This is a genomic window from Polyangiaceae bacterium (genome assembly GCA_020633235.1).
Lineage (GTDB): Bacteria > Myxococcota_A > Polyangia > Polyangiales > Polyangiaceae > JACKEA01.
Map to the genome: position 1 here is coordinate 1,292,450 of JACKEA010000002.1, position 15,728 is coordinate 1,308,177.

General features: G+C 67.7%; 14 protein-coding genes. 7 read left to right on the forward strand and 7 right to left on the reverse strand.

The features are described from left to right. Positions 1 to 79 precede the first annotated feature (79 nt). The gene (locus H6717_16275) at positions 80 to 2,584 is read left to right on the forward strand and encodes a glycoside hydrolase family 31 protein (protein MCB9578584.1); all 2,505 of its coding nucleotides are present in this window, start codon (positions 80 to 82) and stop codon (positions 2,582 to 2,584) included. A gap of 112 nt (positions 2,585 to 2,696) precedes the next feature. Here the strand turns inward: H6717_16275 and H6717_16280 are convergent, their stop codons facing one another. Beyond that, the gene (locus tag H6717_16280; GenBank protein MCB9578585.1) at positions 2,697 to 3,488 is read right to left on the reverse strand and encodes a tetratricopeptide repeat protein; all 792 of its coding nucleotides are present in this window, start codon (positions 3,486 to 3,488) and stop codon (positions 2,697 to 2,699) included. A gap of 76 nt (positions 3,489 to 3,564) precedes the next feature. Here H6717_16280 and H6717_16285 point away from each other — a divergent pair, with 76 nt between their 5' ends. The 3 genes from H6717_16285 to H6717_16295 all read left to right on the forward strand — a co-directional run bounded on the left by H6717_16285 (position 3,565) and on the right by H6717_16295 (position 6,141). Continuing rightward, on the forward strand, positions 3,565 to 4,482 hold the full coding sequence (locus tag H6717_16285; GenBank protein ID MCB9578586.1) for a hypothetical protein: 918 nt from the start codon (positions 3,565 to 3,567) through the stop codon (positions 4,480 to 4,482). 71 nt (positions 4,483 to 4,553) lie between these two features. Next, positions 4,554 to 4,997 (forward strand): hypothetical protein, encoded by a 444-nt coding sequence (locus H6717_16290; protein MCB9578587.1) that lies wholly within the window; start codon positions 4,554 to 4,556, stop codon positions 4,995 to 4,997. Between the two features lie 7 nt (positions 4,998 to 5,004). Further along, positions 5,005 to 6,141, forward strand: coding sequence for a methyltransferase (locus tag H6717_16295; GenBank protein ID MCB9578588.1), 1,137 nt, complete (start codon positions 5,005 to 5,007; stop codon positions 6,139 to 6,141). Here H6717_16295 and H6717_16300 read toward each other — a convergent pair. The 3 genes from H6717_16300 to H6717_16310 all read right to left on the reverse strand — a co-directional run bounded on the left by H6717_16300 (position 6,131) and on the right by H6717_16310 (position 8,989). Beyond that, entirely contained in the window at positions 6,131 to 7,153 is a 1,023-nt protein-coding gene (locus H6717_16300; GenBank protein ID MCB9578589.1) for a zinc-binding dehydrogenase, read from the reverse strand. The two genes, H6717_16295 and H6717_16300, sit on opposite strands and share 11 nt — an antisense overlap. A gap of 291 nt (positions 7,154 to 7,444) precedes the next feature. Then, positions 7,445 to 7,939: a hypothetical protein gene (locus H6717_16305; GenBank protein MCB9578590.1), complete on the reverse strand. Its 495-nt coding sequence runs from the start codon at positions 7,937 to 7,939 to the stop codon at positions 7,445 to 7,447. A gap of 81 nt (positions 7,940 to 8,020) precedes the next feature. Then, a complete protein-coding gene (locus tag H6717_16310; protein ID MCB9578591.1) occupies positions 8,021 to 8,989 on the reverse strand; it encodes a hypothetical protein in 969 nt (322 codons plus the stop codon). Between the two features lie 55 nt (positions 8,990 to 9,044). Here H6717_16310 and H6717_16315 point away from each other — a divergent pair, with 55 nt between their 5' ends. Continuing rightward, the gene (locus tag H6717_16315; GenBank protein MCB9578592.1) at positions 9,045 to 10,064 is read left to right on the forward strand and encodes a class I SAM-dependent methyltransferase; all 1,020 of its coding nucleotides are present in this window, start codon (positions 9,045 to 9,047) and stop codon (positions 10,062 to 10,064) included. A gap of 73 nt (positions 10,065 to 10,137) precedes the next feature. Here H6717_16315 and H6717_16320 read toward each other — a convergent pair whose 3' ends face one another. Next, complete coding sequence (locus tag H6717_16320) at positions 10,138 to 13,059, reverse strand: transketolase (protein MCB9578593.1); 2,922 nt, start codon at positions 13,057 to 13,059, stop codon at positions 10,138 to 10,140. A gap of 89 nt (positions 13,060 to 13,148) precedes the next feature. Between H6717_16320 and H6717_16325 the strand changes: the two genes are divergently transcribed. Continuing rightward, the gene (locus H6717_16325; protein MCB9578594.1) at positions 13,149 to 13,571 is read left to right on the forward strand and encodes a CBS domain-containing protein; all 423 of its coding nucleotides are present in this window, start codon (positions 13,149 to 13,151) and stop codon (positions 13,569 to 13,571) included. A 38-nt stretch (positions 13,572 to 13,609) separates the two neighbouring features. Here H6717_16325 and H6717_16330 read toward each other — a convergent pair whose 3' ends face one another. Beyond that, on the reverse strand, positions 13,610 to 13,858 hold the full coding sequence (locus tag H6717_16330; GenBank protein MCB9578595.1) for a hypothetical protein: 249 nt from the start codon (positions 13,856 to 13,858) through the stop codon (positions 13,610 to 13,612). Positions 13,859 to 14,397: 539 nt separating this feature from the next. On the opposite strand from H6717_16330, the gene H6717_16335 reads away from it, so the two are divergent. Then, the gene (locus tag H6717_16335; GenBank protein ID MCB9578596.1) at positions 14,398 to 14,841 is read left to right on the forward strand and encodes a host attachment protein; all 444 of its coding nucleotides are present in this window, start codon (positions 14,398 to 14,400) and stop codon (positions 14,839 to 14,841) included. Between the two features lie 112 nt (positions 14,842 to 14,953). On the opposite strand, the gene H6717_16340 is transcribed toward H6717_16335, so the two are convergent. Continuing rightward, entirely contained in the window at positions 14,954 to 15,727 is a 774-nt protein-coding gene (locus H6717_16340; protein ID MCB9578597.1) for a 2-hydroxyglutaryl-CoA dehydratase, read from the reverse strand. Position 15,728 lies beyond the last annotated feature (1 nt).

Genomic DNA, 15,728 nt, shown 5'->3' on the forward strand with positions numbered 1-15,728 from the left:
CCATGGGATCTTCGCAGACCTGCACCACGAACTGCCAAGTTGTCGCCGAGGGTCGGCCCGCGGACCGTATACTCCCGGCGTGGCGCGCCTTTCTCTCTTGGCTTGGGGCCTTCCGCTCTCACTCCTGCTCGTGGGCTGCTCGGACGACGAAACCGAGCCCGGCGGCCCGGTGCCGGTGCGCATCGAGTCCGGCGACTACGCGGTGCGCGTGAGCGCGGACGCCGTCGACCTGCTGCGACGGGACGACGTGCTGCTGTCGTTTCCCGCCGACGCCTTCGTTCTCGGACGGGTGGACGAGATCGACGACGCGACCAACTACGATCCCTACCCGCTGGTGACCGGCGCCCCCACGGCCACCGAACCGCCGGGCCTCAGCTGGCAGCCCGCCGAGAAGATCCGACCGACGGCCCGCGACGCGACCAGCGTCACCGTCACCCTCACCCACTCCGGCGGGCGCACGTCCACGCTCTCGCTCAGCGTGGACGGCGACGGGCGCTTCGGCGCGCGCTTCGTTCCGTCCGCGGAGGGAGACGCCATCGCCTATCTGCGACTGCGCCCTCGCGTGGACGGCAGCGAAGGCTTCTACGGGCTCGGTGAGGTGTTCGACGACGTGAATCACCGCGGCAAGGTTCGCGCGATGCAACTGGAAGCCACCGGAGAGCTGGAGAGCACGAACAACGAAGCCCACGTGCCCATTCCGCTCTTGGTCGGCACCCGCGGTTGGGGATTGTTCGTCGAAAACCCCTACCCCGCCGCCTTCGACGTGGCCCAGGGCGACGCCGAGCACGCCGAGATCACCTTCGGCACCGGGGCCGCTTCCGGCGAGGGGCTGAGCTTCCACCTGCTGGCCGCCGAGCACCCCCTGGACGTCACCCGTCGCTACTACGACGCCACGGGCTATCCGCGGCTGCCCGCTCGCTGGGCCCTCGGGCCCTGGGTGTGGCGCGACGAGAACGACGACCAAGCCCAGGTGGAGAACGACCTCGCGCAAATTCGTGCGCTCGACCTCGCGACCAGCGCGTACTGGATCGATCGTCCCTACGCGACGGCGGTGAACACCTTCGATTTCAACCCCACGCAGTTCCCCGACGCGCAGGCGATGATCGACAAGATGCACGCCCTCGGCTTCCGCACCGCCCTGTGGCACACGCCCTATCTCGACGAGAAGGACCCCGCCACCCAAGCCCTGCGCGACGAAGCCACGCAGAAGGGCTACTACCCACCGGAGCGCGGCCTGCTCTTGAACAAGTGGGGCCCGCCCATCGACTTCACGAATCCGGACGCCGTGGCGTGGTGGAAGAGCCTGGTCAAGAAGTACATCGACATGGGCGTGGAGGGCTTCAAGCTGGACTACGGCGAGGACATCGTTCCCGGAGTGTTCGGCGCGCGCAACGTGTGGAAGTTCTCCGACGGCAGCGACGAACGCACCATGCACAGCCAGTTCCAGAAGCTCTACCACTCGACCTATTCCGAGCTTCTGGGGGACGAGCAGAACTTCTTGCTCTGCCGCGGCGGCACCTACGGCGACCAGACCCACGTCAGCGTGATCTGGCCCGGAGATCTCGACGCCAGCTTCGCCAAGCACGGCGAGACGGTGGACACCGGAACCGACAAGTACAACGCCGTGGGCGGGCTACCCGCGTCCGTCGTCGCAGGTCTGTCCCTGGGCCCGTCCGGCTATCCATTCTACGGCTCCGACACCGGCGGCTATCGCCATTCACCGCCGGACAAGGAGCTGTTCACGCGCTGGTTCGAGCAGACCGCGCTCAGCAGCGTGATGCAGATCGGCACCAGCTCGAACGACGTCGCCTGGGAAGCGACCGCCGAGAACGGCTTCGACGACGAGATGCTCGGTTGGTACCGAAAGTACGTTCGGCTCCACCTGCGCCTGTTCCCCTACGAATGGACGCTGGCCAAGCGCATCGCCGAAGACGGGCGTCCCATCCAGCGTGCCCTCGGCCTCGCCTACCCCGAGCTCGGCATTCATCCGAACGACGTGTACCTGTTCGGCGACGACCTCTTGGTCGCACCGGTGGTGGAGCGCGGCGTGACCTCGCGGGAGGTACCCCTGCCGCCCGGAACCTGGGTCGACTACTGGACCGGCGTCGCCCACGAGGGCCCCGGGACCCTCACCGTGGACGCCCCCCTCGACACGTTGCCGCTGTTCCTGCGCGCCGGCGGCATCGTTCCCATGCTGAGGCCGACCATCGACACCTTGGCGCCCACCACGGATACGGCGAACGTGGACTCCTTCGCGACCACGCCGGGGCTCTTGTGGGTGCGGATCGCGCCGGGGGCAGCGTCGAGCTTTGCGCTCTACGACGGCACCGAGCTGACGCAGGCAGCGGACAGCTCGGAGATTTCCCTCGGGACCAAGGGCGGCGCCGAGTTTTCCCTGGGGACGGTGTTCGAGGTGATCGGCCTCGGGACAAAGCCCGCCAGCGTGACGGTAGACGGCCAGCCGCTGTCGGAAGCTGCGGATCTCGACGCAGCCGCCGAGGGCTATTCGTACACCGATGAGACGGGCGGGACGCTGTGGGTGAAGCTCGGTCCGGGCGAGCGCGCCGTGACCGTCACGCGCTGAGCGGGCGCACGGTTTCCGCGCCGCCGCGACAAGATCGAACGACCCGCTCAGGCCATTTTCATGAGGATGTCGCGGAGGCGCGGAACCTCGCGGCCCCTCGGCACCCGAAGAATCAGAACTTCCACAAGGCGCTGGCGGCGGCGGAGCCCGGCCCTCCACCGAAGCGGAGGCGCGGCGCGGCCGACGCCTGGGCCGGCTCTTTGTGATCCGCGGTCAGCCACAACGTCACCCCGAGGCCGGCGCCCACCACGGCGACCCCCGTGAGCACCGTGCTGACGACCGCCATGCTGCGACCGGTGGACAGCTGGCTGTCGCTGCAGCTCGGTCCGCAGCTGTCGTTCGCGTCGTCGTACTCCTTCTTGGCGATGATGCCCGTCACCACGGCGCCGCCGGCCGCGGCGGCTCCGACCCCGAGGGCGATGTACGCCGGCAGACGATTCGGCTTTTCACGATCCGCCGTTGGCGGCGGAGTAACGGGGGGCGGCGTCTCGGGCGCCCCGGTTTCGGACGGCGGCCCCGGGGGCGGCTTGTCCGGACCGGCGGGCTGCTCGGCGGCCTTGCGCTTCTCGAGGTTCGCGATGCGAAGCTTCACCGTGTCGACGTGCTCGCCGTCGGGCTCGAGCTCCAGGTACTTGTTCAGCGCCGCGAGCGCGGCGTCCAGGTTCGCCGTGCGCTCGTGAACGGTCGCGATGTTGAGCAAGATCTCTGGCCGCTTGGAGAGGTCGTAGGCCTTTTGAAACGCCTTGAGGGCGTTGTCGTAGTCGCTCTCTTGCAGGTACGCGACGCCGGAATCGAAGTGACGCCGGGCCAGCTCGTCGGCGGATTCCTGACCCCAGGCAGGACCGGACAGCGCGAGAACGGTGAAGAATCCGAGCAGGCCCAGACCACGTCGTCGACTCAGCACGATGTCATCGTACGCCAGCACCGGAGCACCGTCACGTCTTCGGCCCGGAAACCCCCGCGTGCTAGCGTGTTGCGCGATGCACAAGCAGCTGGTCGGGGTCGGGGCGATCGCGGGGCTGAGCCTTTCGGGGCTCGCGCTGGCACAAGCTGCTCCCGGCGGAAGCTCCGCGGCGTTGCCGCCCGCCCCGCCCGACGCCAGTGCGCCGGCCGCGAGCGCTTCACCAGTCCCCGCCCCGACTCCGAGCGCGGTGGCGCCGACGCCCGCTCCTCCCACGCCCGCCGAGGCAACGCCCTACCCGGCGCAGCCTCCGTACTATGCCCCCTATCCGCCACAACAAGGTTACGGCTACCCGCCGGGCTACGCCTACCCACCTCCCGTGTACTACGCGCCGGAGCGGCCACGGCCGCGCTATCCGGATGACGCCGCCGCGCAGGCATCGCCGTTCTTCGAGCTCTTGGTCGGCGGCGTCGGCTGGGACAAGCGCTTCTCGCAGTTCTTCAACGTGGGGATGCAGGCGGGCCTGTACCTCGGCGGCCGCGTGCGCGTCACCGTGCGCGGCTTGCTGCTCACCTCGGAACCCAACGACGACGGCGAGTACACGGACCGGGTGCTGACCGACGGCTTCGTGACCGAGCCCTCCGATTCACCGTCGTTCCTGTACGGCGCCTCCCTCGGGTTTGCGGGCATTGCGCGACGAAACTTCGTGTTCTCGCCAGGCATCGCGGGATGGCGCTCCGACGTGAGCGATTACGGCTCGTTCTTGGGGCTGTCCCTGCCCTTCGAGTGGGTGACGGACGAGGGCGCTCGCTTCGGCTTCGAGTTCGACGTGGGGCGCGCCTTCGGCGGCACGTCCACGGCGGTGTGCGAGTTCTCCGGCTCGTGCACCATCGGCACGACCCAGGAGATGGACCGCAACAGCGGCACCGCGATCTACGGCGCGTTCCAGTTCGGCTGGGGGTTGAACCACCCGGAGCCCAAGCTCCCGCCTCAGTAACGCGATTCTCGCAGCGTTTTTCCGGGGGTTTGCCAGGGGCTTGGGCGAGGACTAACTTTCCGGGACCGGCCATGGCGCGTCTTGCTCGATTCGTCCTTCCGCTCTTGGTGCTCCTCGCGGGATGTCAGTCCCCGGGGGACAAGACGACTCCGGCCGCCGAGGGCACGTCGGCCACGGCTTCGAAGGCGGCGCCCACCGCCGCCGGGGTGTGTGCGGACGAGCCCGTCGCCGCCTCCGCCACCAGCTGCGGCGACACCTGCGAGGGCGAGACCGCCTGCAAGGGTGGCTGCGGCTCCTGCGGCTGCAGCGCGACCACGGCCAAGGGCAACGCCGAGCTCGTGCCGGCGGAGCAGGCCAAGGTGGGCGACCGCACGCGCTGCCCGGTGAGCGGCGGCGTGTTCGTTGTGCGACCGGACACCGTGCGGGTGGACGTGGGCGGCCACAGCTACCCCGTGTGCTGCCCGGGCTGCGCGGCGCGCCTCCAGGCTCATCCCGAGAAGTATCTCGACAGCTGATCCGGGTTTGCGCTTCTTCGCCACATGCGCTGCCGGCACCGAGCTGGCCCTGAAGGCCGAGCTCTACGAGCTTCGCATGTTCCGCGTCCGCGCGGACCGCGGCGGCGTGCGCTTCGAGGGCGGCTGGGAGCAGGCGATCCGCGCCTGCCTGTGGAGCCGCATCGCCGTGCGCATCTTGATGCCCGTCGCGGAGTTCGACTGCGCCGATGGCGACGCCCTGTACGAAGGCACGCGGAGCTTCGATTTTTCCAGCGTGCTCTCCCCAGAGCGCACCCTCGCCGTCTCCAGCATCACGAAGGACAGCGCCCTGGGCCACACGATGTTCATCGCCCAGCGCACCAAAGACGCCATCGTGGATCAACTCCGGGAGCGCTTCGGAAGCCGGCCCTCGGTCGACAAGCGCGACCCGGACGTCGCGGTCTTCGTGCGCGTCGCGAAGGACCGCGCCACCGTGTATCTGGATCTGGTCGCGGAGCCGCTGCACCGCCGAGGCTGGCGCGCTCCCGGAGCCCCGGCGCCGCTGAAAGAGACGCTGGCGGCGGCCATCGTGCGCCTCAGCGGCTGGAACCGAAAGGCGCCGTTCACGGATCCGATGTGCGGCTCCGGGACCCTCGCCATCGAGGCCGACGGCTGGGCCCGTAGCCTCGCGCCAGGGCTCTCCCGAGACCGCTTCGGTTTCGAGCGCTGGGCCGATCACGACGCCGAGCGGCGCGCGCTGTGTGCCGAGAGTCGCGAGCACGCGCGAGCGGAAGAGCTGTCCGAAGGGCCGGAGATCGTGGCCTCCGACGTGGACGCCAAGGCCGTGCAGCAGACGCGAGACAACGCTCGAAGGGCACGGGCCCGGCTGCGCGTCACGCAGGCTCGAGTGGAGGACGTACGAAGCACCACGCCGCCGGGTTCCATCGTGAGCAATCCGCCCTACGGCGAGCGCGTGGAGACGGACGCGCTCTTGTGGCGTGAGATCTTCGACGCCATGTTCGGACTGACGCCCGGGCACCGCGTCTCGTTGCTGCTTCCGGCCGAGGCGCGGCTACCGGTGCCGCGGCACGCCGAGCGGATCGCCCTCTTCAACGGCGCGATCCGCTGCGAGCTCGCGAGCTGGGACGTGGAGGAGCGACGACGGCGCCGCGTAGTCAGGGGGTGAGCACCACCTTGCCGACGTTCTTGCCCTGCTCCAGCTCCTGGTGCGCCGCTGCCGCTTCCGAGAACGGAAACACCTTGCCCACGTGGGGCCGGATCTTTCCCTGGCGGTAGAGCTCCACCAGGTCCTTCATTTCTTCCGTGAGCATATCGAGCTCGCTGAACAGGTGCCCCATGTTCACGCCGGCCACCGCACGGTTGTCGTTCATGAGCTTCATCGGGGAGTACCAGGGGATCTGCGCCATCTGGCCGACCACACGGAACAGGTTGCGCTTGCCGCTGCCGCTGTTGGCGTTGGCGAGGCCGAAAGCGATCAGCATGCCGGCGGGCTTGAGCAGGGAATAGCCCTTCTTCCAGTCCGCGCCCCCCAATGCATCGAGCACCAGATCCACGCCGCGCCCCTCGGTGAGACGGCGGATCTCGGTGACGTAGTCGAGATTTCGATAGTCGATGGGGTGATCACAGCCCTGCTCTCGGGCGTAGTCGTGCTTGCCCGCCGACGCCGTGCCGTAGGTCACGAGGCCCTCCACCGTGCGGCACAGCTGCAGCGCGGCCGTGCCCACGCCGCCCGCCGCCATGTGCACCAGGACGTGCTCGCCCTTCCGCACCCGCGCGATGCGAAACAGCATGTGGTACGCGGTGAGGTAGTTCACCGGGATGGCCGCAGCTTCTTCGAAGCTCATCTCGTCCGGGATCGGAAACACCTGCGAGGCAGACACCGCCACCTTGCTCTGGTGGCCGTTGAAGCGCGTGAGGTACAGCACGCGCTGTCCCTCGGTCACGCCACTGACGCCCGCGCCGAGCTTCTCAATCACCCCCGCGCCTTCATAGCCCACCACACAGGGAGGCTTGGGCGCGTCCGGATACAGCCCCTGCCGCGCCATCACCTCGGCGAAGTTCAAGCCCACGGCCTCCACCCGCACCAGCGCTTCACCCGCCGCCGGAACGGGGTCCGGTGTTTCCTTCACCTCGAGTACGTTGGGTCCGCCGTGCCGCGTGATCCAGATGGCGCGCATCGTTCACCTCCTCGGCACGATGCCTAATGCGGAGGGGGGGACGTCGCAATCACGTTAGCCACAGGCTCCCGGCCCGCAGCTGCCTTTGCCCCCGTCCTTCTTGGCGTTTCCTTCGCGGGTTGCCGTCACCGGCACCGCCGAGACAGACGGTGAGGCGTGTGGCGCACCGTCGGTGCCATCGCGCCTCGCCTCGGGGCACCCTGTCAGGGTCAGGCCTGCCAGCACGGCAAATACTGCCTTCTCGTCGATCATCTTGGTACCTCCGGTCGACAGAGAATGCATGGACCATGCTCAGAACTCGGCGGCGAGCAGTAGTCGCAGCGGCCGCACCGGCTCGTCCGTCGAGAACGGAAGCTCGCGGGGCGGGTCTTGGGGATGGAGGTCGTGGAGCGGGAGCATGAGCAGAGCGCCTAGTCTCCAACGTCCGATATGCCAGGTGACGAAGGGCCCCGCCGCACAGCTCGAGGACACCAGCCGCCCCTCGACAAAATCGCTGTCCTCTCGTAGCTCCGCGCCGACATCGAACGCGCCGACCCGTTCGAACGCGCCAGCCACGAACGCCAGTGTGTGCTCCACCGTCGTCAGATCCGGAGCGTCCGGCGCACGGCGCTCTTCCGCCACAGGTTCGCCCAGGCCGACGCCCCGGTCCGAAAGCAGCAGCTCGGCGTCGACGTCTTCTTCCCCACCCACCCAGTGCGTGGACCCGTACGGGACGGGCTCCGCCCAAACGACGGAGTGCACGAGCAGCACGGCGAGGAGGTTCGGTAGGGCTTTCACGAGGGTCATGCCACCATCATTTGATAATGACTTTCATTTTCAAATGATGGCGGTCAGGCCGCGGAAACGCCGCGAAATCCGGCGGGATCCTCAGCCAAAGCGCGCGAGCACGCCCGCCGCCGCAGCGCGATAGTCGGCGCGGTTCCCCGTCACGGAGCGCACGAAGGCGTCGCCGAGCACACGCACCCGCGCGTCGTGGTCGCGCAGGTCGAAGCCTGGCGGCAGCGGAAAGGGCGCCAGCTTCAGCGCACCGCCCTCGATCTTCGGAGCCAGCACCGAGCGCGTCTCGAACAGCCGGCCGAGTAAGGACGGGCGCGGCTTCCGCGGAGCCACGCCGGGGCGCACGCCCATGTGGTGGGAGAAGATCGCCTGCTCCCGAGCGAAGTGGCGCACCGTGAGCGCGGCGAGAGCCGCGAAGCGACGTTCCTCGTTTTCGATGGCCAAGCCTTCCACCAGCAGCGACGCCAGCGCGCGTGATTCCGAGTCCATCCATACCGGCACGGGCCCGGCCAGCAGCGCCGTGCACAGCTCGCGGCGTCCCTCCTGCAACAGCGCGTGGCAGCGGAGCGCGTACAGCACCGTCGGCACGCTATCGGCGAAGATGCCGCGGTTCGTGCGACGCAACACGTCGTCCATGCGCTCCGCGGCGCGAGTCAGCTCGCGATATCCCAGGCGCTCCGCGCTCAAGCCGAGCCAGCCGAACAGATGGACGCGGGACAGGGTTCGCTTCACCTCCAAGATGCCCAAGATGGCAACGACGGGCCATGGGTACTCGAGCTCCACACGCCGCGCGAGCTCCACGTAGCCTTGGATACGCTCGTGGATGCCGCTGTTGTAGCGGCGGACCAACTCGTGCGCCTGTTTCAGGATTGTGCCTTGCTCTCGAACGACCGCCCCACGCAGGGACACGGGAATGCTCTCCGCGAGCTCCCGCTCGTAGGCCTCCGCCGCAGGCCGCAGACGATCCGGGGACAGTACGATCAAGTCCTCCCCCGCCAGCCGGAAGCTGGGCAACGTGCCGTCGCCCAAGATCGCGCGTACTTCGTCGACCAAGGTCACGGCGGGATCCTACACCGGCATGGCGCTCGCCCGCGGGTCGAGCTATCTCCCGCCCATGATCGATCCGGAGCTCAGGAAACGGGTGCTGGTCCAGGCCCAAGGTGCCCTCACGTTGAACGTGGCCTACGTCGGCATCGTCGGAGGCCTCCTCGATGGGCTGGAGCGCCTGGATCGCGCGAGTGCCCAGGATATCGCCAAGGTGGCGCAGCAAGACCCGGGCTATGTCGTTCGCTGGTGTGACGCCGCCTACGCCTTCGAGCTGCTCGACGAGGTGACGCCCGGCGTGTTCGCGCTGTCGGATCTCGGGCGCGCCTTCTTGCCGAGCACCGAGGGCACCCTGATGCCCTTCGCCGTGCAAGCGGTGCTCGGGGCGCACATGTCCGAGCGCGCCGCGGGGCTGATGAAGAGTGGCGAACGGCCTGGAGAAAGCGTGCTCGGCGAGCGCGAAACCATCCTTCCGTGGTTCGGCCCCATGCTCGAGGCGCAGTTCGGCCCCCAGCTGGACGCGATCTTGCCCCAGGTTCCGGCCTTCGCCGCCGTGGACAAGAAGAACGGCGTGGCCGTGGACCTCGGCTGCGGCAACGGCTGGTACTTGCGTCATCTGGCGCGCCGCTACGAGCATTTGCACGGCATCGGCCTGGACGGCTTCGACGAGAACATACGTCAGGCCCGCCGCGCCGCCCAAGCCGAGGGCCTGGCGGAACGCCTCGACTTCCACAGCGGCGATCTCCACCACTTCACCGTGGAGGAACCCGTGGACCTGATCGCGATGAACCGCGCCCTGCACCACGTCTGGGACGAGAAAGAGAACGTCTTCCGGATCCTCTCGGAGCACCTGCGTCCGGGCGGGTTCGCCGTGATCTGGGAGCCCGCCTGGCCCGCCGAGCGGAGCGCCTTGCGCGCGCCTGGGCGCCGGCCCGTCGCGTTCCAGAATCTGTCGGAGCACGTCCAGGGCAATCACTTCCTGCAGCCGGAAGAAATCGTTCGCGCCTTCGAGCACGAGGGCATGAGCGCCCAGGTCCATCTGTTCATGGATGGTCGCGAGGCCGTGGTCCAGGCGCAGAAGCCCGGCTGAGCACAAGGCCCGCCGCTTGCGCCGGGTCATGCCGGTGCTCCCTGAACAAGGCGCCGCGGCCGTCCGCCGGGAGTCAACGCCGCAGCGACAGCGCCATGTCCACGATGGCCCGACGCGAGATCCCATAGCGGTCCAAGAGCTCGCTCTTCGCGCCGGAACGCGGCTCCTGGGTGATCGCCAAGCGGTGCACCGCGACCGGGATCTCGATGGCCGCGGCAACCGCGTCCCCGAGGCCGCCCTCGTACCAGTGATCTTCGACCACCAGCAGTTTGCCGCTGCTCCGCCCACAGGATCGCAGTGTTTCGGCGTCGATGGGCTTCACACTGTATGCGTCCACCACGCGGGCGTTCATGCCCTGGGCCTGGAGCGTCTCGTGCGCCGCAAGGGCTTCGTGCACCGTTATTCCAGCGGCCACGATTGTCACCTCGTCGCGGTCGCTTTGTCTCAGCACCTTGCTACCTCCAACGGAGAACTCCTCGTCGCCGGAGTACAGAACCTTGGTCTTCGGTCGTGTCGTGCGGAGATACACGATTCCCGGAACCCCGAGGGCAGCCTGAGTCAGTCTCTCGGCGCTCACTGCGTCGCTGGGGTACAGCACCGTGCTTCCTGCGATGGCGCGGAACATGGCGATGTCCTCCAGCCCCATCTGAGATGGGCCGTCTTGTCCGATGGACACACCCGCATGACTACCGGTGAACACCAAGTGCCGGGCGCGGCTGTGACCCGCCATGCGAATGAAGTCGTAGGCGCGGCTCATGAACGCAGCGAAGGTCGCGAAGTTCGCGATCTTCCCGCAGCAGGAGAGGCCGAGCGCCACGCCGGCCAGGTTCTGCTCGGCGATGTAGCCTTCGAAGAAGCGCTCGGGGAAATGTTCCGCAAATCCCTTCGTCCGGCAGGAACCCTTGACGTCGCCGTCCAGAACGACCAGCTCGGGATACTGAGCGCCGAGCTTCTCCAACGCACTTCCGTACCCGTCGCGCGTCGCTGCCTCCTCGCCGGGCTGGTAGGAGACCTCGATCCTCGCGCGTGCGTCGCCGCCCGCGGGCGAAGGCTCCGGTCCGACCCTACGCGCTCGAACGGGGAGCTCCACGCTCACGTCGCCGAGCTCTCGGAGAGCGCGCGCCATCTGGTCTTCGTCGAGAGCCTTGCCATGCCAGCCGTCCTTGCCTTCCAGAAACGAGACACCTCGGCCCTTGACCGTTCGTGCCACGATGGCCGTCGGTGTGTCACTCCGCCGCGCGCGGTGTAGGGCGTCCAGAATTGCCGACATGTCGTGCCCATCCACGACCATGGCGTTCCAGCCGAAGGCCTCGAACCGGCGCCGAAAGACATCGGTATGATGCCCATACGGCGTCGGAGCGCTTTGCCCCAGAGCATTGTCGTCCACGATCGCCGTGATCGCGCTCAGGGAGTGGAGTGAGGCGAACTGCGCTGCTTCCCAGACTGAACCCTCCGAACACTCACCGTCCCCCAGCAGACAGAAGACCTCTCCTCCGAGACCATCGAGCCTGTTGGCCAGCGCGATCCCATTCGCGGCGGAGAGTCCCTGCCCCAGCGAGCCCGTGGCCACGCGCACCCAGGGATTACGCGGCGTCGGATGCCCTTCCAGCGTGCTGTCCAGTTGCCGAAGCGTGCTCAGGTCGTCTTCGATCGCAGACGCCTCGGAAAGCGCCGCCCACAGCACCGGAGCGGCGTGGCCCTTCGACAGCACCATCTGGTCGACGTTTCGCGCGGTAGGCTCGTGGGGATCCCAGCGCATGTGCCGAAAAAACAGCGCGGCGACCAGCTCCGCAGCCGACATGCAGGACGTGGGGTGCCCGGAGCCGGCCTGCGTCGTCATGCGGATGACATCGGCTCGCAGCTTCTGAGCCATCCGCTCGAGGTCGTGCGTCTGTTCACGCGTCTCGAGCTCGTGAAGCTGATCCGAAAGGTGGTCGAGTAGAGCGTCGTAGGGCTCGATGAACTTCTGGATGCCCTCGTCCACCAAGCGCGCCGTGACCTCTTCCATGACGATGCCGCTGCGCGCGAGCTCGCTCATCACCTGGAAAGCGTCGTCGACACCTCGTTCGACGGTCTCGCGCACGACCCCGTGCTCCGCGAAGGCCGCTATCGTACGCTCTGGCATGGTGCTGACAGTGTTGGGTCCGATCAGCGGCTCGACGTACTTCACGTCGCTTTCGCCGGGCGTCTTGGTGCTGGTGCTGGCCCACAACAAACGCTGCGGCCGAGCGCCTTGCTTCGCCAATCTCAGCCACCGTTCGCTCGCCAGACGCTCGCGGAGATCGGCGTAGGCCAGTTTTGCACTCGCGACCGCCGCTTTGCCCTCGATTGCTTCCAGGCCCGGTCGCTGGGACAGCAGGCGGTTCACCAAGACGTCGATCCGGCTCAAGAAGAAGCTCGCGACGGAAGCCACGTCGTCTACGGGCTTGCCTTCCTCGGCACGCCGCTCGAGCGCTCGAAGGTGCGCCTCCGCCACTGCACGGTATCGCTGTACGGAGAACAGCAGGGTGATGTTGACGTTCACCCCTTGGTACAGGCTCTCTTCGATGGCGCGGAGCCCCTCCTTCGTACCTGGGATCTTGATGAGGCAGTTGTCTCGCCCCACCGCGCGGTGCAGCCTCACCGCTTCCCGCGTCGACCCTTCGCCATCCCGCGCCAAGTGTGGCGAGAGCTCCAGGCTCACGTACCCGTCTTGGCCTCGAGACGACTCGAACACGGGCCGCAAAACGTCGCAAGCCCGCTGCACGTCATCGATGGCGAGCTCCTCGTAAGTTTGCTCCGGGCTGAGTCCACGGCGGGCCGCTGCTCGAATGGCGTCGTCGTACTCGCTGCTGCCCTGGATTGCTTCGTGAAAGATCTTGGGATTGGAGGTGATTCCTCGGAGGCCCTCCTGCTTCACTCTGCGCTCCAAGCTCCCGTCTTGCAGCATCGAGCGCGTCAAATTGTCGAGCCAGTAGCTCTGGCCATGTTCACGGAGCTTCTTCAGCGGATTCATTCGTCCTCCTTGCACGCCCGCCCACCTGCAGGACTCATACCCGGCGTTGGTGTGCGGCTTGCTTGTTCAGCGCGCCTGAGGAGGACCCCATGAAGCAAAAGATCCGAGACATCATGCCACGCGGAACGCCCACACGCGTCAAGCCGACGGAAACCTTGAGCGTCGCCGCAAAGAAGATGAAGAGCGCCAACATCGGCTGCGTGTTGGTCATGGACGGCGAAGAGGTCGTCGGCCTGCTGACGGACCGGGACATCGTCGTCCGAGCCGTGGCGGAAGGGCTGGACCCGGTGGCCACCGCTGCTGGCGACGTCTGCAGCAAGGAGCTCGCGACGTTGAGCCCCGACGACCTGGTCGACAACGCCATCGAGCTCATGCGCAAGAAGGCCATTCGACGCATTCCCGTCATGGAGGACCAAAGCGTGCTCGGTGTCGTGTCCCTCGGCGATCTAGCCCTGGAGAGGGATCCGACCTCCGTTCTCGGAGGCATCAGCTCTGCCAAGGCGAACGTGTGAGCGCCGGCGCTCCCCGGGCTCCGGCTCGGGGAGCGCGCTCAGCAAGCCTGGTGGCTGCACGCCTCGCCCGGTTTGGCGCAGATGCCGCAGCTCGGGTTGCAGCAGACGAAGCCTACGTTGCAGGTCGTCATGCCGCAGATCTCGCTTTCGGGGATCACCACCGGGCTCAAGCACTCCTTCGGCTCGCATGCCTGACCCGGCTGGATACAGCGGCCACAGTAGGGGTCGCAACATACCTCCCCCGTGTTGCAGGTCACCGGACCGCACGTGACGCTGGACAGCGACATGGGCATGCCGCAAGCACGCTCGGAGCACGCACGGCCAGGCGGTCTACAAATCCCGCAGCTTGCGTTGCAGCAGTACATGTCGGCCGGGCAGGTCACCGGACCGCAGGGCAAGCGCGCTTCCCGCTGGTCCACAATTGAAGCTGCCGGCTTCGGTGCCGGCTCGACAGATGGAGTCTTGGCAGGCGCCGAGGCCTCCACGACGGGCACGAGGGTGGCGCTCAGAGGGGGCAACGGTGCCGCGCTCGGTGCTGGCGCAGTGGTGCGTGGCTCGGGCGGTGGTGACGGCGGCGACGGTCGCGACACGGTTCGCTTCGGTACCGCCGGCTCCGGCGCCACTAGCGGAGCGATTCGGGTCGGGCTCGTCGCGGACGCGCCCCCAATCGACTCCTCTCGGGGCGCAGGCACGAGCAGCACCGCCGTCGTGCTCAACGCAGTCGCCGCGACGGCGCCACCAATGACGGCGGAAATGGTACGCATGCCCCGAGTTCGTGCAAGCGCGAGTCCATGTGGGCGGCACGGCCGTTGCTTCGTCAAAGGGCATGACGACGACTTGGATTCTCGTCGCGCACAAGAGTGGTGCGCGCATCATCGAGAGCCCGGTGTATGGCGGCGCGCTGAATGTGGTGCGTGAGATCGACCATCCCGAAGGGCGCCTTCAGAACTCTGAAATCGATGCGGACCGCGGCGGCCGGGTGTTCGAGAGCGCGGCTCCTGCCCAGCGCGGGATGACGCGAGAGCAAAGCGCCACGGAGCGCGTCGCAGCCAATTTCGCCCGTGACGTCGCCTCGGAGCTCGAGCGCGGGCGCCTCGATCACCGCTTCGATCAGCTGGTCCTGGTGGCGCCGCCGCGCTTCCTCGGCCGCATGCGAACCGCCATGTCCGACGAGACCGGAAAGCTCGTCAGCGCATCCGTGAGCAAGGATCTCCCGGACGTGAGCCCGGAGAAGATCCGCGAGCACCTCTCCGACGTGATCTTGTTCTGAGGCGTGTCAGCACACCTCACCTGGATCATTCTGCCTCGCACTCCTTGCGGAGGATTGCTTGTCGGTACGCCGCGGAAGCTCGCGGAGCGCGTGGTTCCGCGGCGAACCAACATCAAGATGCAGAGAGCGCGATCAGAGCGGCACCGTAGGCGCCCATGAGCTGCGGGTCGGGAGGGACTTCCACCTCCTGGCCCAGCTCTTCCGAGAGCAAGCGATGCACCGCGGCGCTCTTGGCCACGCCGCCGGAGAGCATCAGCGGAGGAACGATGCCGGCGCCGCGCGCCAACGCGCTGATACGCCGGAGCAAGGAGCGGAACAAGCCGCGGACGATCTCGTCGACCTCGCCGCCCTGCGCGATGAGGCCGATGATCTCGGACTCCGCGAACACCGTGCAGGTGCTGGAGATGGACACCTCGCCCTTGGCATCCAAGGCGGCCTTGCTGAAGTCCTCGAGGGAGAAGGCGAGGCGCGACGCACTGACCTCCAAGAAGCGCCCGGTACCGGCGGCGCACTTGTCGTTCATGGCGAAGTTTTCCACCTGCCCGCTCTTGCCGATCACGATCACCTTGGAGTCTTGGCCGCCGATGTCCACCAGCGTGCCGCCGTGGCCCGTGCGCTTGAACACCCCGCGCGCGTGACAGGTGATCTCGGTGACCTTGCGCGTGGCCGAGTCCACCAGATTGCGGCCGTAGCCCGTGGCCACCAGCGGCACCTCGCCGATCTCGAGCTCGGCCTTCGCGGCTTCGAGCATCTCGGAAGTCTGGCGCCGCAAGTGAGGATAGGTGGGCGCCAGACGGCTCCAAGCCAGGGAGCCGTCCGCGCCCACACCGACCAGCTTCACGGTGGTGGAGCCCGCATCCAGACCGAGGGCCACGACCTCGGCCATC

What these genes read in the sequence shown, in the direction of transcription:
- H6717_16285 (MCB9578586.1), top strand. Translation starts at nt 3,565, where the DNA reads ATGCACAAGCAGCTGGTCGGGGTCGGGGCGATCGCGGGGCTGAGCCTT.
- H6717_16290 (MCB9578587.1), top strand. Translation starts at nt 4,554, where the DNA reads ATGGCGCGTCTTGCTCGATTCGTCCTTCCGCTCTTGGTGCTCCTCGCG.
- H6717_16300 (MCB9578589.1), bottom strand. Translation starts at nt 7,153, where the DNA reads ATGCGCGCCATCTGGATCACGCGGCACGGCGGACCCAACGTACTCGAG.
- H6717_16305 (MCB9578590.1), bottom strand. Translation starts at nt 7,939, where the DNA reads ATGACCCTCGTGAAAGCCCTACCGAACCTCCTCGCCGTGCTGCTCGTG.
- H6717_16315 (MCB9578592.1), top strand. Translation starts at nt 9,045, where the DNA reads ATGATCGATCCGGAGCTCAGGAAACGGGTGCTGGTCCAGGCCCAAGGT.
- H6717_16320 (MCB9578593.1), bottom strand. Translation starts at nt 13,059, where the DNA reads ATGAATCCGCTGAAGAAGCTCCGTGAACATGGCCAGAGCTACTGGCTC.
- H6717_16325 (MCB9578594.1), top strand. Translation starts at nt 13,149, where the DNA reads ATGAAGCAAAAGATCCGAGACATCATGCCACGCGGAACGCCCACACGC.
- H6717_16330 (MCB9578595.1), bottom strand. Translation starts at nt 13,858, where the DNA reads ATGTCGCTGTCCAGCGTCACGTGCGGTCCGGTGACCTGCAACACGGGG.
- H6717_16335 (MCB9578596.1), top strand. Translation starts at nt 14,398, where the DNA reads ATGACGACGACTTGGATTCTCGTCGCGCACAAGAGTGGTGCGCGCATC.
- H6717_16340 (MCB9578597.1), bottom strand. Translation starts at nt 15,727, where the DNA reads ATGGCCGAGGTCGTGGCCCTCGGTCTGGATGCGGGCTCCACCACCGTG.